This is a genomic window from Streptomyces sp. NPDC050422, from assembly GCF_044458665.1.
In the GTDB taxonomy this organism is placed as follows: Bacteria; Actinomycetota; Actinomycetes; order Streptomycetales; family Streptomycetaceae; genus Streptomyces.
The window spans coordinates 168264-190555 of record NZ_JBITIE010000007.1; the positions used below are offsets into that span (position 1 = coordinate 168264).

At 64.9% G+C, this 22292-nt stretch carries 12 protein-coding genes; 8 read left to right on the forward strand and 4 right to left on the reverse strand.

What is annotated here, in order from left to right:
* Nucleotides 1–107 precede the first annotated feature (107 nt).
* From dpdE to dpdD, 8 genes are read left to right on the forward strand one after another with little or no spacing between them, the layout of a single operon-like run.
* Complete coding sequence (gene dpdE, locus ACIBJG_RS12490; protein ID WP_399307461.1) at nucleotides 108–3437, forward strand: protein DpdE; 3330 nt, start codon at nucleotides 108–110, stop codon at nucleotides 3435–3437.
* The gene (gene dpdF, locus ACIBJG_RS12495; RefSeq protein ID WP_399307462.1) at nucleotides 3430–6024 is read left to right on the forward strand and encodes a protein DpdF; all 2595 of its coding nucleotides are present in this window, start codon (nucleotides 3430–3432) and stop codon (nucleotides 6022–6024) included. The genes dpdE and dpdF overlap by 8 nt, the downstream gene beginning before the upstream one ends.
* Entirely contained in the window at nucleotides 6024–6914 is an 891-nt protein-coding gene (gene dpdG / locus ACIBJG_RS12500) for a protein DpdG (RefSeq protein WP_399307463.1), read from the forward strand. Before dpdF ends, dpdG begins: the two co-directional genes overlap by 1 nt.
* The gene (gene dpdH, locus ACIBJG_RS12505; RefSeq protein WP_399307464.1) at nucleotides 6907–9981 is read left to right on the forward strand and encodes a protein DpdH; all 3075 of its coding nucleotides are present in this window, start codon (nucleotides 6907–6909) and stop codon (nucleotides 9979–9981) included. Before dpdG ends, dpdH begins: the two co-directional genes overlap by 8 nt.
* Nucleotides 9978–10670, forward strand: a complete 693-nt coding sequence (locus ACIBJG_RS12510) for a hypothetical protein (protein WP_399307465.1) — start codon at nucleotides 9978–9980, stop codon at nucleotides 10668–10670. The genes dpdH and ACIBJG_RS12510 overlap by 4 nt, the downstream gene beginning before the upstream one ends.
* Nucleotides 10667–15187 carry a protein DpdJ gene (dpdJ, locus tag ACIBJG_RS12515; RefSeq protein ID WP_399307466.1) on the forward strand — a complete coding sequence of 1507 codons (4521 nt, stop codon included), beginning with the start codon at nucleotides 10667–10669 and terminating at the stop codon, nucleotides 15185–15187. Before ACIBJG_RS12510 ends, dpdJ begins: the two co-directional genes overlap by 4 nt.
* Entirely contained in the window at nucleotides 15184–15705 is a 522-nt protein-coding gene (gene dpdK / locus ACIBJG_RS12520) for a phospholipase D-like domain-containing protein DpdK (protein ID WP_319178876.1), read from the forward strand. The genes dpdJ and dpdK overlap by 4 nt, the downstream gene beginning before the upstream one ends.
* The gene (dpdD, locus tag ACIBJG_RS12525) at nucleotides 15702–17774 is read left to right on the forward strand and encodes a protein DpdD (RefSeq protein WP_399307467.1); all 2073 of its coding nucleotides are present in this window, start codon (nucleotides 15702–15704) and stop codon (nucleotides 17772–17774) included. Before dpdK ends, dpdD begins: the two co-directional genes overlap by 4 nt.
* 449 nt (nucleotides 17775–18223) lie before the next feature.
* On the opposite strand, the gene dbpB (ACIBJG_RS12530) is transcribed toward dpdD, so the two are convergent.
* The 4 genes from dbpB (ACIBJG_RS12530) to ACIBJG_RS12545 are packed head-to-tail and all read right to left on the reverse strand — an operon-like array spanning nucleotide 18224 to nucleotide 22276.
* A complete protein-coding gene (dbpB, locus tag ACIBJG_RS12530; RefSeq protein WP_329206035.1) occupies nucleotides 18224–19327 on the reverse strand; it encodes a DGQHR domain-containing protein DpdB in 1104 nt (367 codons plus the stop codon).
* 38 nt (nucleotides 19328–19365) lie between these two features.
* Nucleotides 19366–20586, reverse strand: a complete 1221-nt coding sequence (dpdA, locus tag ACIBJG_RS12535; RefSeq protein ID WP_399307468.1) for a tRNA-guanine transglycosylase DpdA — start codon at nucleotides 20584–20586, stop codon at nucleotides 19366–19368.
* Nucleotides 20583–21716: a DGQHR domain-containing protein DpdB gene (gene dbpB / locus ACIBJG_RS12540; RefSeq protein WP_367504717.1), complete on the reverse strand. Its 1134-nt coding sequence runs from the start codon at nucleotides 21714–21716 to the stop codon at nucleotides 20583–20585. The genes dpdA and dbpB (ACIBJG_RS12540) overlap by 4 nt, the downstream gene beginning before the upstream one ends.
* Complete coding sequence (locus tag ACIBJG_RS12545; RefSeq protein ID WP_399307469.1) at nucleotides 21713–22276, reverse strand: hypothetical protein; 564 nt, start codon at nucleotides 22274–22276, stop codon at nucleotides 21713–21715. Before ACIBJG_RS12545 ends, dbpB (ACIBJG_RS12540) begins: the two co-directional genes overlap by 4 nt.
* Nucleotides 22277–22292: the final 16 nt, after the last annotated feature.

Genomic DNA, 22292 nt, shown 5'->3' on the forward strand with positions numbered 1-22292 from the left:
ACGTCTCGTGATCGCAGACCGGATCGGCGCACCCGGGCGGGGTGACTGTCAGAGGTGGCGTTTACGCTTCAGGCTGCCGGATGTGAGCGCCCTGTGAAGGAAGTGTGATGTCAAGGCTGAGGGTGGGGAACTTTGTTCGCTTCTTCGGTTCCCCGGGGGTTGGGCGAGTCGTGGCAGTCGAGGGCGACAAGGCGAAGGTCGACTTCTTTGAATCGATAGCGGAACCAGTTGCGCAGACGCAGTGGGTAGCCGAGAGGTTGTGTACCCCGGTGAGCCTGCCGGATGAGACCCGCGTCTATCGGCGTGATCCGAGCACGGGCGTCTGGCTCGTGGGGCGGGTACAGGGGAACGACCCAGGCGTGTACTACGTTCGCTTCCCCAACCACCCGAATGTACATCCGCCTGTGCGAGCAGCGGAGTTGCACGTGCGCTGGGATCAACCGGTGAAGAACCCGGTAGCAACGTTGGGCGCTGGAGGCAACGAGTCCGGTTACTACCATGATGCCCGCCTGCCGATGCTGCACGGCCTCATCGCCCAGCGCGGCGCCAGCGGAAGCATTCCGGCGCTGCTGTCTTCTGCTGCCGAGATCTACCCCCACCAGATCCAGGCCGCGCTGACCGTTCTTTCCGACCCCGTGCAGCGCTACCTGCTGGCCGATGAGGTCGGGCTTGGGAAAACCGTCCAAGCGGGCTACATCCTTCGTCAGACGCTGATCGACAACCGGCGCGCGCGGGTTGTCGTACTCGCACCGGCCCCCCTAGTGAGGCAGTGGCGCAGCGAAATGCTGGAGAAGTTCTTCATCGATGACTTCCCCGAGGCACACATCACCTTCACTGCTCACGAAACCCCGGACAAGTGGGCTACCTACCGCGACGCCGACCTGCTGATCGTCGATGAGGCGCATCTCCTCGTCCACAACATCAGGGAACCGATGCAGTCGCCCTACCGCGAACTGTGCGGCATCGCCCACTCGGCCACGCGCCTGCTGCTGTTGTCGGCCACCCCAGTGACCTCTCATTACGTCACCCACCTTGGCCTGCTGCACCTCCTGGACAAGCACCTGTACCGCTGGGACGACCGCGCCGCCTTCGAAGAGCGTTACCGGCGGCGCAAAGACTTTGCCAACGGCGCCTTCCAGTTGGATGCCTACTTCCCGGCACTGCTGCCGATGACCATCCAAAACCTGCGCGAATTGGTGCCCCACGATGGCTACTTCGACCGTCTGGCCACCGAGGTGCTGGCGCTGCTCACCGACGACGACCAACTGGCGGACGAGGAGCAGGCTCCGGAACTGGAAGTGCGCGTCGAGGCACTGAGGGCTCATCTCAGTGAGACCTACCGCCTGCATCGACGAGTGATCCGCCACCGCCGCGCCTCCGTGCTGCGCGACGATGAAGCATCGGCTCTGGTGCCCTATGAAGTGCGGGGGCGTACCCGCCCGCGCCTGCTCGCGGTGGAATCCGGGGAACACCAGTTGGCCCAGGCGCTGCTGCTGCAATGGCGCACCCTGATCGCTGATCACCTGCTGGATACCCAAGCCGACGAAACCCAGCACAGCGCCTACGGCATAGCGCTGGCGGTACTCGCCTCACGGGCCGGAGCCCTGTTCAAGGACGTGCTGTCTGCCTTGCGCTGGCGCGTGCACCACGATGGCCAAGCCGCCGACCAGGCAGGACTCACCGATCAGGAACGCGGCTACGTGGCCGCGCCGGCCCCGGTGCCCGGCGAGAGTGACCTGCTGGACGCCTACACCCAGGAGCACGCCGACCACTCCGGTGTACCGGCCAGTACGGTGCTGGCTAAGGCGTTGCTGTCGGTGGTCCGACCCGGAACGAGGGCGGTGATCTTCTGCGGCCCCGGAAGCCTGGCCGGGCAGGTCGCCGATGTGCTGCGCGAGCAGGCCCTCGCGGCCGTTGTGGGCCTGCACACCGTCGACATCGGATCGGACGCCTGCGAGCAGGCCGTGCTGGCCTGGCGCACGGCACGCGACACCACGCAGTCCCAGATCCTTGTCGTTGACGCATCCGCCGAGGACGGGCTGAACCTGCAACTCGCCGACACGGTGGTGCACGTGCGACTACCTTGGTCTCCCAACCAGTTGGAGCAGCGTATCGGGCGCGTGGACCGCTACCGGGGAGTGGAATCGCTGCGCCAACACCGACCGGCGCAGCAGTTCCGCGTGGGCGACCGCGAGGGCGATGAGGCGTTCTGCGGCGCGTGGGCCCGTGTCCTTCACGAGGGATACGACCTGTTCACCGCGTCTGCCTCGACCCTGCAGGACACCATTGCCGCTGCTCTGCCCGGTGTGTGGGGGCAAGCCCTCCTCGACGGTCCGGGGCGGCTGACCTCGCTGGCGCCCAGCATCCGCGAAGAACTGCGCCAGGCCAAGCGGGATATCGACACCATGGACATGCTGGAGTCCGTACATGGGGCGTCGGAGCAGACACGCCAGATTGCTGCCGCCCTGGATCGCCTGGAACAAGACTGGCAACGTCTACGGACGGGCCTGGTGCACTACGCAGACCGAAACAACGGTGGACTGGGCTTCCGGCACGGCACGCGTACCGTCGCAGGCCACCAACGCGATTACTTCGACGTCGCTTCCTCACGTCCGCTGATCGACCCACGCCGCTACAAAGCAGCTGCCGAGCGCATGCATGCCGACATGACACAGGGGGTCTTCAACCGGTCCACCGCGTTGCGGGCTCCGGGAACCAGGCTGTTTCGCGCGGGCAACCCCTTCGTGGACCTGCTCGCCGACATCGTTTTCACCGATGAATGCGGTCAGGCCACAGCTTTCCGCCGCTTCGACCCCGCCTGTCGCGGAGCCGATGAGGCCTACTTCGGACTCGAGTATCTCGTGGAGGCGGACATCAGTGCCGCACTGCGCCGCCTCGAAGAGGTACCGGAGGCCCGGCGCGCGCTGAGGCGGCAGGCTGATCGCCTCATGCCCCCGTTCACCCTCAAGGTGTGGACGCGCGCGGGGCACCCCACGGCTCTGATCGACCCGGCGGTCTGCGCCTGGCTGAATGCTCCCTACGGCAAGGACAAGGACGGCAAGGAGACGAAGAGAGATCAGAACTACAACGTCACCAACCAAGGCCAACTGCTGGCTGTGTTCGGTGGCTGGCAGGAATTCCGGCATGCGGCACAAGCGGCCGAGGACGCGGCCCGGGCCCACCTGTTCCAGGCGACCGACCTCGTGAGCAGGTGCACCACGGCGCAGGAGCAGGCACGCCAGCAACTCGCCGTCGCAACCGCCCAGGCCCAGGCGCGCCAGGCAGCCGGTCATCTGCTGGGGGATACCGAGAGCTATCTGCTGGATGTTGCCGTGGCAGGCGATCTCGTGGAGGGGCTCAGCCGCCCCTCGGTGCGCGTGGTTGCTGCCACCTGCATCGTGCGGGGCGGCTACCGCAAGGCGGCGCACCATGAGTGATGCGTGGGCGCAGGCCCAGGAATTGTTTGCCGCATGGCCCCAGATGCCGTCGAAGCCGGCTGCCGGCACCCTGCGACGGCTGCAGGACGCCCTGGCCGACCAGGCAGCGCAGCACACCCAGGCGGTCGCCTGGCGCGACATTGCGGCGCTGACCCGCCAGGTGCTGTTGGAGGCTGCCGTCAGGGGAAACAACACCGGACTCGACGTCCCCCTGGATCCGGCACTGCCCAGCCGCGAGCAGTGGGAGCAGATGGCCTGCCGGACCCTGCCGACCGAGCGAGGCCTGCGGGTCTTCGCCCAGCCGTGGCACCCGCGAGCGCTGACGCCCGAAGCACAAGACAGCGCGCAAAAGGATTTGAAACAGGTCTACCTCGGAGTGGACTCGCCGCACCGGCGACACCTTGAACCCCGGCCTGCCGATCCCTTTTGGCACGAGGCCCTGGGATATCAGGAGTACGTCTCCGTCGGACAGCAGCAGGCGGCACGGGCGGTCGCGCTCGCCCCCGCCGGCACCACGACGATCGTGTGCCTGCCCACCGGACACGGCAAGACCGCGGTCGCGCAGGCTTCAGCCCTGCTGGCCGGTGCCCGCGGGGGAGTGTCCGTTGTGGTCGTGCCCACCGTCATCCTGGCCCTGGACATGGAAGCCAGAACGCAAGCCACCCTTGAGCGGCAAGGCAAACGAAGCCCGAGCGGACGCTACGCCTACACCAGCGGTATGCCGCAGGAGGTCAAGCAGCAGATCTGCGACGACGTCCGCGCCGGTCGGCAGCGCCTGCTGTTCACCTCGCCCGAAGCAGTGGTGACGGCGCTGAAGAAGCCGCTGGAGGATGCCGCCGAGGCGGGACTGCTGCAGTACTTCATCATCGATGAAGCACACCTGGTCGAGCAGTGGGGCACAGGCTTTCGGCCCGATTTTCAAACCATGGCCAGCCACCGGCGCACCTGGCTGCACAAAGCCCCCGCAGGGCAGGCCCCGGTGACTGTGGCCATGAGCGCCACCCTCACCAGCCGACAGGTGACCCTGCTGGAACAGCTGTTTGCCGAACCAGGACAGGCACAGGTGGCTTGGGCGGCGCAACTGCGTCACGAGCCCAGCTACTACGTCGACACCTGCCCGGACCCTGAAACGCGGCAGGAAGCTGTCATCGAGGCCGTCGCCATGCTCCCGAAGCCTTTGGCGCTGTACACGACGCGCGTTAAGGACGCCGAAGCCTGGGCTGAGCGGCTTCGGTCAGCTGGCTTCCACCGCGTGACCCAGGTGACCGGCCGTTCTAAAGACGATGAGCGTCGCGCTGCCTTGGAAGGCTGGGCGGGCTCCACGCCTGCCGGGCCCAGCCCGACCCGGTTTGACGTGGTCGTCGGCACCTCAGCCTTTGGTCTGGGAGTCGACCTCGCCGACGTACGCACCGTCGTCCACGCCTGCCTACCGGAAACCACCGACCGCTACTACCAGGAAGTCGGCCGCGCAGGGCGCGACGGCAACCCCTGCATCGCCTACATGGCCACAGCCCCCGGGGATGAGGAGTTGGCCGAACGCCTCAACCGCGACCCGCAACTGACAACCGGTCGTGCCTGGAAACGATGGCGTGCCATGTGGCGCGACCGCACGGCCACCCCCAGCGGCGCCTACCGGATCAGCCTTGATTCCCTGCCCGCCGATATGCCCGAAGGCTTCAACCAACATCGCACCTGGAACGAACGCATCCTCAACTTGATGGTCAGAGCCGGCCTGATCACGGTGACCGTCCCTGAGCCGCCTGTGCGCGCACCCGAGGAAACCGACGCAGCCTGGCAGCAGCAGTCCGATGCGTTCTACGCCGCGCTGGGCAAGCAGTTCGACATCATCCTCGCCGACGGCCAAACCAATGACCTTGCCTACTTCGGCGCCCACTTCAACCAGGTGCGCCAGCAGATCATCGCCGACCAGCACAGTGCGGGCGGGCGACTGCGCACCATCCTGCGCAGCGAACGCTGCTGGGGCGAGGCACTGGCAGAGCACTACCGCGTGCCGTACCAGGGGGGCACCTTGACCACCGCAGTCACCTGCCGCGGGTGCCCGCACTGCCGCAAGAACGGCCCCGCGCGGGGGAGTGCTGCCGGCTACTACCGACTGGCCGTAGAACCCCGACCCCCGGTGCCGTCCTGGCCCACCAGCAGCGCAGATCCCCTGCAGCGCTTCAGGACAGACTTGCCGTGCCTTTCCATCTACTGGGAAACCCAACAAGAGTTCAACGACCTCATACCCGAACTGCTCGAGCGGTTGGCGGCACGAGGGATGTCAGCCGTGGGCGGTCCGGGGATCAGTCGCCTTTCCACTCGACGACTGCAGCGCGACATGCGCCCACATCCCCTCATCGTGGACTCCGACGGAGATCTCCTCGACCGCTACACCAACCCCCTGGTCTGGCTCATGGACCCGGAGGATTCCGTCATGGGGCCGGAAGCAGCGATGCGCTTTGAGTCCCAGGATGTGACATACCTGCTGCATCCCCGGTCCCTGACGCATCCGGACCGCCCCAAAACCCCTCTCATTGCCATCCACCGTGCCCACCTGTGGGTACGTACTGCCCTGGAGTCTTTCTGATGGCCCTGCTGAATGTGGAAGCCTCGGTACCACCTTTTATGTGGGCCGTGGTTCGGCTGCTTGCCGCAGAAGGCAAACCACTGCCCGTCGACCGGGCACGGTCCTTCTTGACTCCGCCCGCGCTCACCGAGGGCAAGGAGAACAAGACCTTCGATCAAACCGTACGCACCCTGCGGGACCTGGGACTGATTGCAGAGGAAGACAACTGCATTCGGCTCGCTGGGCATGCTGTGACCGTGGATGGCACGGACTTCACCGCATTCGCTACCTGCCTACGCCGCGCTGTCTTGGACAGTGACCTCAACGCGGGACTGGCGCAGGATCCCGCGCAGACCGGTCCGCGGGACCTGACCCGTACGCTTGTGTGGTTCTTGTCCCGAGACCCCCTGGGCGAGGCCGCCACCTGGGATATTGCTCAGCTTGAGCAGTCTGAATACCTCAACCCTGAAGCGGGGACCGCTTCCAAAAATGACACCCGCTGGAATCGCTTCGTGCACTGGGCCCCCGCTCTGGGCCTCGGAGCGACTCCCTTGCTGCCCACCCCGGGCAGGGGTCCCTTGTCGCCGGACTGCACAGCCGCCATCAAAGAGACCATGCTGACGATGTGGGCGATCGGGGAACGCGTCAACGCCGTTGACGCCGCCCAGGCCCTGCGCACCGCCCTACCGGTGCTTCCCGGCGGTGAGTACGCCGTGGCCTTGGGCATCCCCGACCCAGGAGCACGATCGGCTGGCCCTGCCTTGTCCTTTGCCCTCCTGCGCGGTGAAGACGAGGGCTGGCTCGTTCTGCAGCAGGATGCGGATGCGCAGCGCATCCTGAGCCTTCACGACCCCGACCGCCCCTCCCACTACGTGTCCGACATCGTCATCTCGGAGGACCAGAATGGCTGACCTTCGCGGCTTTTTGTGCTGGAAGCCTGAAACGGCAGCTGCGACGATCAACACCGAAGCAGTCAGCCCTTCCCGAGCGGTCTTCCTGGCCACGCATGCACCGCTGCGTATTCGCCGCTCCCGCTTGGACGGGCGCTCTGTTTTGGACGACGGCGCCCTGGTCGACGAGAAAGCCGTCCGCGATGAGTTTCTTGCACTGAAATCCGACACAGGTGCACTTTTGGTGCCGATTGTGGGTGACTCCGGCACCGGAAAGTCCCACCTGGTGCGCTGGGTAGGCGAAACGCTGCCCGACTCGGCCAGGCGCAAGGTCATCTACCTGGAAAAGGCCAAGACGAGTCTGCGTGCCGTCATCGATGCCTTGCTCGCCGACGTCCAGGACGACAACCTGGCCAAACTGCGCGACGACATCCATCGCTTCACCGACAGTATGGATGTGGCGACGCTCAGCAGGCGACTAGTCAACGCACTGAGTGAATCCCTGGCCGCCACCACGGTCCGCGACGTTCCGCAGCAGGCCCGTTTCCTGGCCGGCCCCCGCGGCCTGACCGTCATCTTGCAAGACCCCCACGTGAGCGCCTCCATGCTCGCCCAGGGCAAGTTCATCACCGCCCTGGCAGAGCAGTTGCTGCATGACCGCGCGGATAGCGAACCAGACCGTCCCTTGGCCTTCACCATCGACGATCTGCCGACCGACCTGCTCGATCTCCACCAGGCCGCCCAGATCACGATCAAGCTGGTCGGCGCGATCTCCGGTAACCCCCTTGCGCAGCAGGCTGCCGTTGACCTGCTGAACCAGCATTTGGAAACGGCCGTCAAGCAGGTAGCCAGCCTGGGCTCCGGCCGCCTACAGGACGCCATGCTCAAGGTGCGGCGGGAGTATGCCCGCGAGGGCAAAGAGATAGTTCTGCTGATCGAAGACTTTGCACTCATTCAGGGTGTCCAGAAAGATCTTCTCGATGCGGTCATCGAGGCGGGTAACCGCTTTGGCAGCGCAAGCCTGGCGCCCATCCGCACGCTCATGGCTGTCACCACGGGTTACTTCAAGGACCTGCCGGAAACCGCCCTGACCCGTGTGCGGGCGACGGCCGGATACGTCTACAACCTCAATGTGCCCTTCACCCAGGATGATCAAGGCGAGGAAGAGATCGCCTCGTTCGTCGGGCGGTATCTGAACGCTGCCCGCCTTGGACGGGACGCCTTGGAAAGCGCGGACGACGGACAGGTCGCCAATTACTGCGAATCCTGCCCTCTGATCACCCCTTGCCACGAGCAGTTCGGGGCAACCTCTCAGGGCTTTGGGCTCTACCCCTTCAACGAGTCTGCGCTGGTGCGCACCATCCACGCCACCGCCCCACGCAGCGACCCTTACGCGTTCGTCCCCCGCACCGTTTTGGGAAGTGTGATCCGCCCTGTCCTGGTCGAGCACGCGACCGCGCTCAAGGAAGGCTCTTTCCCCGACGCCCGCTTCCGCTATCAGTTCCCCACGGCAGCCGTTGATGACCCACTGCCTGCCGACGTGCAGGAAGTGGTCGAGGCTGAGGACCACCTGGACGCCGCTCGCCGCAAGCTTGTCCTGGAATTTTGGGGAAACGCCCCCACCCACGCCGAGGCCCTGCCCAACGCCGTCGTCGACGCCTTTGCCCTGGAACACCGCACCTTCTCCGGCGACAGCACAGCGATCAAACAGACACCGAAAACCCAGGTAAAAGCTGAAAGGGACAAGAGGGGCACCGTCACCAGCACGCCGTCGACGACCGCTCCCGTCCGCGCTGAACCAAACCTGCCCCGATCGCTTCTGGCCAAGCTCAAAGCAGTGGATGACTGGCTCACGCGGGACCAGGTGCTCGTGCAGTCCGTTGCTCTGGAACTGCGCACCGCACTCATCGGCGCGGTCGTCCAGCGCTACCACTGGATCGATCCCTTGATGCCGGAACAATCTCAAAGCACCGCCCGCGCCGTGTGGCCCGTTAACGCCCGTGTGGTCTCCATCGAAGGAGCGACGGAGAACCTTCCCGGCGCGGCAACCGCACCCATTCGCCTCAGCCGGACCGCGCGCAACAGCCGTTATCTGCACAGCATCCTGCTGATGAAGAACGGCCAGACCGCGCAACGAGCGGAGCACGTACGCCGTTTGAGCGCGGAAGCAGACCGCTACGCTGCGTCTTTTACGACGGCCCTGCAAACAAGCTTGCAGATCACCGACGATGAACTGGTACTCGGACTGAGGGCCTCGCTCATCGGTGCCGTGTTGGCTGGCGTTGCATGGCCTGGCATGGACGAGGCCGACCTCTTGACGGCGGCCTTCCACGACGGGCGTTCATGGAAGCGTCAGGACGCAGCCGACCGCGATCCTGCATGGAACAGAATGTTGGAGTACCACCTCCCCAACAGGCCCGCCCTGGTCGAATGGCTTCGCAACGCACTGGGCGTGGCTCAGGGCATCGGGCAACCGCGGATGATCGACGCTGCCCGGGCTCTGCCGCTGTTGCGTCAGGCGTGCACGCAGTGGGACTGGCAGATGGAAGGGAAGGAAGCGCCGGACCACGTGAAGCCGGCCGTCAGGAACTTCGCCAACTGGATCGACGTCGTCAACAGCCAAAACGCCGCCCTACGCAACCAGTTGCATGTCATTCGCCAGCATCATCCGCGCGGTACTACTTCCGCGCAGGTCCTGGCCGCAGTACGCGACGCCCTCGCGGCAGCCGAAGACGCGAGCATCTCGATCCCTCGGGCAACCCTCAAGCGGATCACCGAGTTGCTGGAAGATGCCCGCGACGTCGACTGGAAGCTCCTCAACCAACTCGAGGACGACCTGCGTAAAGCCGACGCTTCAGACGCCACTGATGCTGCGCGCCACGCGGCAGGCATCACTGCCGCCGCGCGAGACCGCGGCGCGACCGTGCAGGTCGTGCAGGAGTTTCTCGTGGCCAGCGACACCTGGCTGACCGCTGCCTTGGACCACGCAGAATCTCGAACCAACTCCCACGGCGACGAAGCCGCCCGGGCAGTTCAGGACATTCTGACCGAGTGGCAGGCGCTGAACGTAGAGGGAGAAGACCGATGAGCGGGACCTTGTCTGTCCTGCAAAAGGCAGAACGCCTGCAAGCTGAAGCACGCCGTCTCAACGAGGGAGCCAAGGGAGAGGAGGAAGCGCGGCGTATCAGCGAACGCATCATCGTCTTGCGGACCCACCTGGTCACCTTGCAACGCCACCTCCGTATCGCCCGCTCGCTGATGACGCAACCTGCAAGCCCGGACATCGACCTGTCCGGAATCGACTCCGGGCTAGCGACATTCTCCCGCCAATGCGAGGGCGGCGGCTTGCCCCCCAACGCTGCCTTCACCCGCGCATCGACCGCAGTACAGAAAACAGTAGAGCGCATCGCCCAGGACAGTCAGGAGGCCTGGCGGCAGTGGACGCAAACGCAACTAACCGGACTCGAACTAGCCCGGCAAGTCATGCTCTCCATCGGCGAGCAGAACCGAGCGAAGTCACTGCACCAAGACCTCATCAAAGCCGCCCGGACCGCAGAAGTCGACGCATCAGCGATCACCCTGTTTGCCAACGCGCACGCCGAACTGGCCGAACTACTCAGCACCGCACCGGCCCCCCCGCCGGAACTGCAGACACTCCTGGACCGCCTGGCATCCGGCACCTCACAGCTACTGAAGGACATCACCGACACAGAAATTGCGCTGCTGCGCCAGTGCCAACTCGATGGCGACCTGGAAGTCCGAAGGAGACGAGCGTGATCTCACCTGCGCTGGCGCGCTTTTACAACCTGGTCCTCAACGCCCTCGAGGACCGCGAACTGCCTCTCCTGTCGTGGGGTATCACCGACGGATCCCTGACCGAGCACGAAGTCCTCGACGTCATAGAAACCTTGCTGCCCAAGGCCCCCGCGGACATTGCGCAGATGTCGAGCGAGGACCTGCTCTATGGGCTCCGCGACCGGGCCTGGCTCTTCAAATTGCCCGACACCTCCCCTGCGCAGTACCGCACACGCCTCGCAGAGAGCGTCCGACTCGCAGCACAACTGCGGCAACTTTTTCCCTGGCAAGCGCGGGATGAATCAACACCGTGGTGGCAAAGCGGCAAACGACTCGTGGCCGACTACCGCCTGCACACCGCGCCACGCCGCTACCCCCAACGCAACATCCCAGCAACCACAGCACTGAAAGAACTGGACAGCCAACCAGGCTGGGGAGCCGTTCAACACCTTGTGGCGCAAACCAACATCGGCCCCCGCGACCTCGCCCGCTTCCAGGTCGAGGCCACCGCGGCAGTGACCGGCGCCCTGCAACGCCCCCACTCCAGCGGCGTCATCGTGGGCGCCGGCACCGGCAGCGGCAAGACCCTGGCCTTTTATCTGCCAGCCTTCGCGGCCATGGCCGAGCGCGCCCGCCCCAACACCTTCCGCCTGCACACGCTCGCGTTGTATCCCCGCAAGGAACTCCTACGGGACCAGTTGCGCGAGGCACTGAGCACCGCACGCTCACTGGAGCCTGCCCTGCTGAAGTTGGGACGCCGGCCATTTCGGCTGGGAGCCCTGTACGGAGACACGCCGTACCGCCAAGACGACACTCGCCTGGAACCCGGCGCCACGGCCCGTACCGCCTGGAAACGCACACGCGATGGCGCCGTCTGCCCGTACCTGACCTGCCCCACGTGCGAGCGCGGCGAACTGCTGTGGCGCGATACTGATCGCCGGAACAATCAAGAACGCCTGACCTGTCTAGGCTGCCGTGCCACCATCCCCCACGGCCTCCTCGCCCTGACTCGAAAATCTCAGGAAGACACACCTCCTGACCTGCTGTTCACTACAACCGAAATGCTCAACCTGAATAGCGCCGGAGGCGGCCTCAGTCGCCTGCTGGGCTGGCAAGGCGGCGCAGTACCATCCCTCGTCCTGCTCGACGAGGTACACACCTACTCGGGGATCCACGGAGCCCAAACCGCCCTGCTGCTGCGCCGTTGGCAGCACGCTGTCCGCAAACCGGTCGCTTTCGTCGGCCTGAGCGCTACCCTGCGCGATGCCGCCGGGTTCTTCGCCCGCCTGGTAGGACTGCGCGACAGCCGCGTGGAATACATCCAGCCCACCGATGACAGCATGGACCACGAGGGTCGCGAATACGCCCTGGCCTTGCGCGGCGATCCGATCGCAGGCAGCAGTTTGTTGTCGACATCGATCCAGACAGCCATGCTCTTTGGACGCATGCTCGACCCGGAAGAGGACGCGGCGCTCTACGGCTCCACCGGATTCCTCTTCACCGACGACCTGGACGTCACCAATCGCTTCTACGACGACCTCAGGGACGCCGAAGGAGGACAGAACCGCTACGGCAAGCCGGGAAGAAAACCGGTTCTCGCAGCGTTGCGGGCCCCGACGCGCGCCCAGCACCAAGCACGCTACCGCGACGGCCAGTCGTGGGACCTCATGGAGAAAATCGGCCATGTACTCGCTGCCGGCAGGGCCAACCACGCTTTGCGCATCGCACGCACCTCCTCCCAGGACGTTGGGGTCGATCTCCAAGCGAACCTGACGGTTGCGACGGCTTCCCTCGAGGTCGGATTCAACGACCCCCGCGTGGGACTGGTACTCCAACACAAGGCGCCCCACGACGCGGCAGCCTTCATCCAGCGGCGCGGCCGGGCAGGCCGCCAACGCGCTATGCGCCCCCTCACCGTCATCACCCTCTCCGACTACGGTCGCGACCGTCTGGCCTACCAGGCCTACGAAGCGCTGTTTCAGCCCGAAGTACCCGCACGCCACCTTCCAGTCCACAATCGCTTCGTCATCAAGATTCAAGGAACGCAATCACTGCTGGACTGGGCCGGACGCAAGATCCGCCCCAAGCATTGGTGGGCCGACCCTCGAGGGCTGCTGACCGCACCCAGCGGGGGAAGCAGCAGCAAGGAAAAGCAAGCCGCCGGTGAAGCCTTGGCGCGCCTGCTGGAGAGTCTGTTGACCACTCCCACTCTCCAAGACGACCTGGCCCGCCACCTCAAGGCGTCACTGCACCTGGGCGCCGACGACGTACAAGCCCTGCTCTGGGAAGAGCCGCGCTCCTTGCTACTCAGCGTCGTTCCCACCGCGCTGCGCCGACTGAAGAACGACTGGCAAGTCCTCCAGGACAAGGACCCCGGCGCCGAACCCAGAGCGATGCTGCCGGAGTTCGTCACACGCACCCTGTTCGACCCCCTGAACGTGCCCGAAGTCGCACTGATTCTGCCCTTCGCTGCGCAGCCCACAGCCCACACGGCTGAGCAGAACAGCGCCGATGAACTGCTGCCGATCGCCAGAGCCCTGCGCGAGGCCGTACCGGGAAGAATCAGCCGCCGCTATGGCCACCAGCACGACGACCACCGCACCTGGCTGCCCATCCCGCCGCTGGGCCAGGACACCCTGGAACTCGACAGCAGCCTCGTGCCCGTCTCGACCGCCGAAGGCCGTTGGACCCCAACCCTCACCGGCCAAGGATCGTCCGACGTCGACGTCCTTCGCCCGCACCGACTGCAATTGAGCAAGCCGGACAAGCAGGTCGCCGACCGGTCCCAAGGATTTCCTCTGTGGGGCTCACAACTCGTCATCGAAGCCGGCGCACGCCCCCTGCCCGCCGATATTCCCCACCCCTCGCCCTGGGAACAACGAATCGCCAGCGTGGGCTTCGCCACCCACGAGGCAGGCAACCCCATCGAGGTGCGCCGCATGACATGCGGATCGCGCTTTGAGGTCAGCTACGACGGGGGCACCACCGACGCACGCACCGTGCGCTACACCCTGAACGGGGAACCGGCCGCACTCGGCTTCCGACTGAACGTGGACGCAGCCTCCTTCACCCTGGCCCCCCTCGACACCAGCCACCCCCAGGTCGCCCAGTATCTGACCTCGCCCCAATGGCGCACCCTCGCCTTCTTCCACACCGTCGACAGCGACGCCGCCCTCATCGAGGTGACCAACCAATTCCAGCGCGGCTGGCTGGCCCTGGTCTACCTGACGTCGTTCTCCCTGCGAGGCCTGGCAGAAAGCAGCCCTACCCCGGCATCGATCCGCCAGGCACTCGCCACCGGAACCTGGCGAGACGACCTGGGCGAGATCCTCAGCGTGCTCTACCGCGACGACCCAACTACATCACCCGCACAGAGCAACGAACGCCTCATCGCCACCCTCACCGATCTCAGCCAACACCCCGTTGTCATCGAAGCACTCGACCGCGCCGGACACCTCCTCGTGGCCTCGGACATCGCCGAGCGCACAGCCAACCTGGCACGACGTACCTACACCGACACCATGGCCGCAGCCATCTTGAGCGCCGCCCTTCGCGCCTGCCCCGACGCCCAAGACGGCGACCTGATCGTGGACGTGGAACTGCCCGCACACAGCCACAACGCGGCCGCGATCTGGCTCAGTGAAACCTCGATCGGCGGCCTGGGCGTCATCGAGCAGCTCTCCCGGCACTACGCCGAAGACCCGCGGCGCTTTTGGCGCCTGGTCGAATCAGCACTGACCCCCAACGACTACGAATACGTCGACTCCACCGTGACCCGGCTCCTGCGCCACGTGACCACCCAACCCAACGGCACAGCAGCACGTGCCATGGCAGCCCTACGGGCCCACACCTCAGCCGCTGAATCCAACCAAGCGCTGACAACACTGCGCGAGGCCTGGAGGGACATCGACGGCCCACCACGCCACAGCGCAGTGGCAGCACTGTCAACCCGACTGCTGCGCCCCGGCAGCACTCCCGCCACCGACGCCAGCACACTGGCATTGGTCCAAGGATGGCAGTCCCTGGAACAACGCCTGGGCGTGGAAGTCGACGCCCGCGTCATCGCCTACGCCGTCGGATCAGGCCGCATGCCCACCGGCCCGGGACCGCGCCTTACCGCCGACCAGGCCTTCAGCCTGCTCTGGCCGCGCGGCCGCGACGCCCGCAACCACCATCTCCAGCACTACCACCCCTATCTCGACCACCCCGCCAGCCTGGACCGACTCCTGGCCACCGCAGCACACGACGAACAACTGCCCCACATCGACGTCACGGAAGAAGGCTGGGAAGAGCGCTACCAAACCGCACTAGCCCAACACGCCGCCGTCGTATTGACCGCAGACACCCAAGCCATCACCGCACTGGCCGACGCCATCGTCCGGGTGCCGGCCCTGTCGATCGACCGAGACGCGATGCGCGTACACGGAGAAATGCAAGGCATGAGCCGCCACGGCCAGCAGTGGCACGTACGAGTGGACATCCGAGAGGCCACACAATGAATGGACTCCAGCGCCCCGTACGAACCGGCGGACCCACCGGTGAAAACCCCGACACCATTCTTGCCACGGCCCTGACGGGCGAACTTCTCTTCCCCGGACCCAGAATGTGGCTGGTCTCGCCCTGGATCAGCGACGTCCACGTCTTGGACAACAGCCACGGATCATACGACGACCTGTTCGGCGACACCCCTCCCAGCGCTTGCTCACTATCCGACCTCCTCGCCCGGATCGTGACCGCTGGCGCCGCCCTCACCGTCGTCACCCGCCCCGACCCCCACAACGCCCACTTCCTCGCCCGATTGCACCGCCGCACCCCTGCCCAATCCGTCCGCGTGGTGCAAGACGCCTCCGTCCACGAAAAGACCATCTGTGGCCGTGACTGGCTGCTCACCGGGTCAATGAACTTCACCGTGCGCGGCTTGTTGGAAAACGACGAAGCCGTGACCTACAAGGTAGGAGGCAGCCATGCAGGCCAGGCACGCCTCGAACTCGCCCAGCGTTGGAAGGAGCATCAGTGACCACCACACGTCAAAGCGCCCCGCCCTGGACCACACAGGACCTGAACGACCTCCTTGAGCGCTTCTTCGGCCCAGGCAACGACGCGTGGCCAGGAATGGACCCCGACCCCCACAAAGGTGAACGAGCCCGGCCCTTCGTCGACCTGCTGCGCCGCAGCACTGACATTCCCCTCGTCCTGCCCCGCTACCAGCAAGCCCAGGACCGCTTCGCCATCTACGTCACCGCCCGCGACGAAGCGCACGCGGCACTCATGGCCCAGATCATTACCGCGTTCGCCGGACCGACATACCTCATCGACGCAGGCGTGCGCCCGTGCACTCTTGACGTCAACGACCCGATCGAGTCAGCACTGCTGGACCTCGCCGGCGAAGCCACCACCTTCCGCCTGGAAACCCACCCCAACCGCCGCTACCGCCAGAAACTGACCGACGTTGCCCTGCTCATGCAGCACACCCTGGCCAATCGCCCTCCTCGCCTGTGGCGCGTAACCAAACCCACGGGGCGACTCCTGGCCGAGTTCGACGCTGCCCTGGCCGCCGGCGGCGAAGCAGCCTCCCAAGCAACACTCGACCAGTTGGCAGCGCAAGGCGGCATCAACGCCGTCAACCTCGCCTACCTGCGCATCAAACGGCTCTCCCGCCTTGGCCTCGACCAGGAACTGCTCGACTACCCCGACCTGGGCGACATCGTGCGGCAAAACCCGCCGATCCCCGTCAAGGAAGCAGTGCTTAACGCCGTCTACGCCTGCGACCTGCACGAACCACTCACCTGCGGTGACCTGCAAGGCGCCCAACAAACCTTGCGCGATCGAGGCTTTCTCGCCCTTGCGCCCTTCGAAGAAGCCCAAGCCTCATACTCCACCGAAGCTCTCACCGTCCTCCTCGTTGCCGCTGTGAGCCGAGAGGACCTGGCAAGCACCCAAACGGTTCTCGATACTCTCCAAAAGAGCGCTTCGCTCGAATCCCTTTCCTTGGGCCTTCGCCACGCTATTGCCACGTTGCGCAACGTCCAACCGGACGGCATACCAACCCACCAAACAAGCAACCCCTCCGAAACGCACGCACCCCCCGCCCCCGCGTCCCTGACGCACAACGCGGACGCGACACCCCCACCAGCAGCTCCCACCTCCTGGGCGGAGTTGATGAGCGCGGTCGCTGACGGCCATGCCAACCTGACCAGCATCCTGGACCAGGAAGCGTGGACCGACTGGCCATCACCGGCCCAAGACGACCGGCACATCGCCACGGTGCTGGAGGATCTCCCTAACGACAGCCAGGCAAAGATCTGGCGATACGTGGGTGCCTTCATCGATAGCGTCGGTTACGGCCAGCCTGCCCCCTTGAGTGCACGCGCCCTGATCACCTGCGCGCTGGCATACGACTGGCTCGGTCCGGGAGACCTGCTGGCCGTGCAGGCCCTAACCGAAATTGTGCTGCGGTCCAGTCCTTCCTCCGCTACCTACCAACAACTGCTGGAAGAACTCTCCGACACCTGCGAACGCTGGGTTGCCCCCGAGCGAGCCGCCATCGCACTGGACTTCGCCGACCGCCTCGTCATGGAAGCCAGCCCCGAGCCAAACGCGCGAGAGACCTTCGCCCTGGCGCTGCTGCTACCACTGAGCGTGCACCAGGGGCGCTTGGACCCCGGCGACCTGAGCATGGCGCGCCGTCTGTCCACGGAACTCGGCATTGAACTGGACTGGCAGAGCCAGCCCAGTGAAGGCGAAGCGCAAGAAGCCGAAGCGGAACTCAAGGCGGCAACGGGGCGCCAACTCCTGCTGTACTCCCTCGACCAACGGGTGCTGGATCGAGTCACCGAGACGCTTCAGCAACTTGTCCCTGGCCTCAAAGTGACCGCTTCCCACGACAGCGTAGGAAGTTCCCAACTGCGTCAAAAGGCCCGACAGGCAGACGTGATCGTCTTGGCCACCCGCTGTGCCAAGCACGCCGCCACAGGGTTCATCACACAGCACGCAAAATCAGCTGTTACCGAATATGCGGACGGCAGTGGTTCGGCCTCTCTTCTGCGCGCGGCAATACACGGCTTGCTCCGCGCGGGCAAGGTTTGAGGCAGAAGCCCGCCTCGCTTACGTTGCCGTCACCCGGCCCGCGACCGCCTCGACCTCGGCGTGTGAGGCTCATAAAATCATCGCTGCTAGTCGGCACCTGCCTACAGGCTCGTCGACGGGGACTTGTAATGCTGCCCTGATGATCGTGTCCCTGCTCTACCGCACCGCATCGACGCCCCCTCGACCGGGCTCCCTGCAGGCACCACACGCCGCACCCACTTCGCCGACCTCGACCTCACACCCCGACCCCGCCGGAAGCCCCGCACACACCTCCCGCGAATCGGGCGTCAGAGTCCCACAGGGCCGGGTCGGTGTCGGTGGTGCGCGCCATCGTGGATTCGCTGCAGGATCGCTCCGCCCAACTGGCAGCCGCCGAAGACGGGCGCAAGCACGGCAGATGTGGGGCATTCACCGTGTCCGGTCCAGGCACAGTGAACCCAGTCGGCCGGTCAGCCTCGCACGGTGCGCACCAGCAGGTCTGTGAGCAGGCGGATGTCGTTGGGGGTGTTTTGCAGGCCGTTCCAGCGGCGCTGTTCGCCGTCGGGGAAGCGCCACATGCCGGAGGTCCAGGCGGTGACCGGCATCAGGCTCAGGATGGCGTTCCGGACCCGGTCGCAGTCGACGTCTTCGGCGGCCATGCCGTCGGTGAGGCTATCCATGACGAAGCCCATGGCTTGGATGCCTGCTCCGTGGCTGAGGCGGGACTGGCGGGGCGGGAGCTTCCAGGCGTCACTGAAGGTTTCCTGCACGATGGTCCAAAAGGAGCGCAGGTGCAGCAGCATGCGTTCGACGTCGCCGGAGCCGTCTTCGGGGTTGCGGTACTGGTAGAGGGCCCCTTCGAAGAGGCTGTGCTCCAGCATGCGCAGCAGGCTGGTGTCTTTGATGTTGCCGTGGGGGGAAGTGGGGCTGGCGACGCGGCCGTAGAAGGGGCCCTTGCCGTCGGTGTTAAGGCGGGTCATCAACTGCGCTGGCAGGCGCTTGCGGGCGTAGGAGGGAGGAAGGTGTCCGCTGGTTTCGGGCAACAGTTCGTGGATGAGGCCCTTGGGTAGCGGTTTGGTGGAGTTGACGAGGATGAACTGGGAGCGCTGGTCTTGTTGATCGTCGGCGATGAAACCGACGGCAGCGACGGGGAATTCGGCCAGGTCCGCGTCGCGAATGGCGGCGCTGCGCTGCTGTCCGTCCACGATCAGCGCGGGCTTTTCCTCATCGGGAAGGGATTCGTCGACGGGGATGACCAATTCTCCCGGGACGGAGTAGTCGACGCCGGCAGCTCGGCGCGCTCCGGTCTCGAACCTGACGGACTCGTCGAACGCCAGGACCAGGGCGTTGGGGAGCATGGCGTTGTCGGACTCGAGGTAGCGGCGGATGCCCCGGACGTGGCTGAGGACTTCGGGCCGCTGATAGCCCTGCAGGCTGCTGCTGTCGTCCCGCCGGACGCGGGAGACGGCGGCGAAGCTGTGGATCTTCTTGCCGTCGACAGCGAAGCAGTAGATTTTTCGCTCTCCCTGACGCACTTCAAGTGCAGGGAGCCTGAGTTCATAGCGGTCGGCCATCGCATCTCCTGACGTGGATAAAAAGTAGAGGGCGGATCTTACCCGAAGGTGAGTGATCGCATTTTCGCTTCGAGTACGGTCAAATTATGAAATCCGCGACGCTTGTTTCGCTCACTCCCCCGGAATATTACGATCTCAATTCCGTGCTTCTCGCACAGGGCGCAGGGGCAGATACGCCAGGGCGCATCGCTCAGGGTGCGCTCGTACACTTCGAGGTAGCTTTTCTTTTTCGGCCCGAGTACGAGGGATTCGTAGGTTCCGAGGGCAATCAGGACCTCCTCTATGGATGTTTCCTCGCGATCAAATTCGCGCAGGGCGCGCAGGCTGGCTCGCTCGGCGGTGATTGCTTCTGTCTGCGACACGTTCCCGGACAGGATGAGCCGCTTGAGTGCGGGGTTTCCGTCGACTTGGGGGACCCTGATGGCCGTGTAGGAGTCGGTGGCCGAGTGGTAGTTATTGCGGTCATCCATGAAGGCCTGACGGAAAGCGGAGGTACTGTCGAAACTGGTCACGCCGTGGCGGGCGAACTGTTCCATGCTGTCCACCCGGTTGATGCCGAGCAGATGCAGTCCTGTTCCCGGGGAGCGAATGTCGTCGATGGCACGCAGACAGGAGAGGATTTCGTGCGATTTGAGGGGAACCATGCCGCCTAGTGCGATGCGCCGGTAACCCATCTTCTGCAATTGCTTCACGCTGTGCGCGTAGCTTTGCGGGCCCCAGCCCTGTGCTGCACCGACCGGTTCGAAGCGCGCGCCTGATTTTTGTGTTGCGGTAATGAATTCTTCGGCAAGTTCCAGGGAGATTTGCTGCCGGGCGATCCAGGCATCTTCGGGCCGCTTATCAGACTCTTCGGGAATATATCCGAAGATAATGTGGTCGATACTAATTCCCGCATCGAATCCACAACGGCCGTAGAAGTCCATGACTTCATCCACCTCGTAAGGCGGACGCTCTTCGTCTATATAGTTGAAGGCTCCACAGTCACCGATGGTGGCACAGACTTCGGGGAGACGGAAGAAATTTCTCACGCCCAGCCGGTAGAAACGCTCGCGCTGCGGGGAGGAGTATTTTCCCGAGCCTTTCACGGATCCGTCGACAACCGCCTTGCTGACGAGGATCCCGTCGTAGGGGATCGGCGTCACAACCTGGTGGGCATAGACGTCGTCCCGTTGGCGCACTCGATAGGGCGAGTACTCGTCGTTGACGAAGTCGTAGGTGGGACTCACCAGGTCCTGACTGTCAGGAAAATAGAATTTCACGCGGCTTTTGCCTTTTCCTGCACATAGATACGGAGGAGGTAGTTCGAAAGGGTACTGATGTGGCGCGGGTTGTTCTGGAGTTCGTTCCAAGGGATGTTCAGGTCCGGCCAGCGCCCGTCGGTCCAACGGCAGTGCGGTGCGACTAGTGCGAGTTCGGCCCGTGCCTGCTCGAGCGCATGGGGGGATGCAGGGGGGATGGCCATCATTACGCGGTCCATGAGACGCCCCATGGAGCGAATGCCCACTCCGTGCATCAGCCGACTCCGAGTCGCCGGCAGGCCCCACGCTTCCGGGAAGGTGTCGCGGACGGCATTCCAATAGATGACAAGAATCTGCCGGATAGTGGCGGTATCGACGGTGCCGTTGGACAGATTTTTGTAGGGGAAGAAAACACCCGAAGGGGAGTTGAGGGATTCCTGTATGGCCGTGGTGAGGCTGTTGTCGGTGACGACAGCCTCCGCTTTCTGCTCGACAGTTGTGGAAGGGCGGCGCACCAACCCGTGAAAGGGCGAATCCTTGTCCTGATTGAGGGCTTCGACCAGAACCGAGGGGAGTTTCCTGGCGGACAGTTTGGTCGGCAGCACCGTGCCGACTTCAGGAAGCAGTTCGGTGACGAGGTTGGTCGGCAGAGGAGAGACCGTGTTCACGCGCAGGAACTGGTCTCGCTGTGTTTCCAGGTCTTCGGCGACAAACCCGGCGATGGTCACTGCCAGGCGGGTGTTGCGGGTACGTGCGAGAGCGAGGCTGCGCTGCTGGCCGTCGACGATCCAGGCCGGCCGGGGGGCATCGGGGGAATCGGGCAGAGAGATCTCCAGCGTCCCAGAGGTACACAGGCCGTCGCTGCTGCTGGGGCCGGGGCTGGACTTGAACCGCACACTGGAGGGCAAGGCGAGGATCAGTCCGTTGGGAAAGAGGACCTCGTCACTGTCGAGATACTCCAGGATCTGCTTGACGTGCTGCTTTTTCTCGGGGCGCTGGTAGCCGATGAGCCTGCCGGCCTCGTCCCGGGAGATCCGCGCGACGTCGGCGACCTGGTGCACCTCTTCTGCCGCCAACGTGAACACATACAGCGGGATCGTGGGGTGCTGCTCGATCCGCAGGGCCCGACGCTTAAGCACAGTGAAAGTCATCCGCGGCCAATCGTTGATGTGTACAGGTCTGCGAAGCGCTTCTGTTCACAGGCCATCCCCTTGTCTCTGAAGAGACGCAGCAGTCGAGTGCGGGAGGAGTCGGGGTGGAGGGCCTTCATCTCTTTAATGAAGGCGATCACCAGCTCGTCCGACATAGGTGTGCGGGCGTAACGTTCGGGCCGGGCCGCCTGAGAGGCCCAGGCATCCCAACGCGCCTGTGCCTCAGGGCTGATGAGGCGGCCCGGCGTGCAGTACTCGAGCCAGGAGGCTGCCATGCGGGCGTTCAAGCTGGTGAGGGTTCCGCCGAGGGCCTGCCGCAGGGCGGCGTTGGCCGGCACACGCAGCACCCCGTCCAGATCGCAAGCGCCCCCGATCAGCACCACATCGGTGTCGGCGGCCGCGAGCCCGCGCAAGTCCCGCTGCATGGCCTGGGCGTAGGTCTCCGACAGCACCACCAGTGCCCGTCCGGCGGCCGTGGCGATCTTAGACAGATCGCTGGTGCCGTCCAGGTGCTGCAGGTGATCCCACCACCGGGATGCTTCAGGACTGGAGAAAGCCACGGAATCTGCGTGTCGT

What these genes read in the sequence shown, in the direction of transcription:
- dpdE (WP_399307461.1), top strand. Translation starts at nt 108, where the DNA reads ATGTCAAGGCTGAGGGTGGGGAACTTTGTTCGCTTCTTCGGTTCCCCG.
- dpdF (WP_399307462.1), top strand. Translation starts at nt 3,430, where the DNA reads ATGAGTGATGCGTGGGCGCAGGCCCAGGAATTGTTTGCCGCATGGCCC.
- dpdG (WP_399307463.1), top strand. Translation starts at nt 6,024, where the DNA reads ATGGCCCTGCTGAATGTGGAAGCCTCGGTACCACCTTTTATGTGGGCC.
- dpdH (WP_399307464.1), top strand. Translation starts at nt 6,907, where the DNA reads ATGGCTGACCTTCGCGGCTTTTTGTGCTGGAAGCCTGAAACGGCAGCT.
- ACIBJG_RS12510 (WP_399307465.1), top strand. Translation starts at nt 9,978, where the DNA reads ATGAGCGGGACCTTGTCTGTCCTGCAAAAGGCAGAACGCCTGCAAGCT.
- dpdK (WP_319178876.1), top strand. Translation starts at nt 15,184, where the DNA reads ATGAATGGACTCCAGCGCCCCGTACGAACCGGCGGACCCACCGGTGAA.
- dbpB (WP_329206035.1), bottom strand. Translation starts at nt 19,327, where the DNA reads ATGGCCGACCGCTATGAACTCAGGCTCCCTGCACTTGAAGTGCGTCAG.
- dbpB (WP_367504717.1), bottom strand. Translation starts at nt 21,716, where the DNA reads ATGACTTTCACTGTGCTTAAGCGTCGGGCCCTGCGGATCGAGCAGCAC.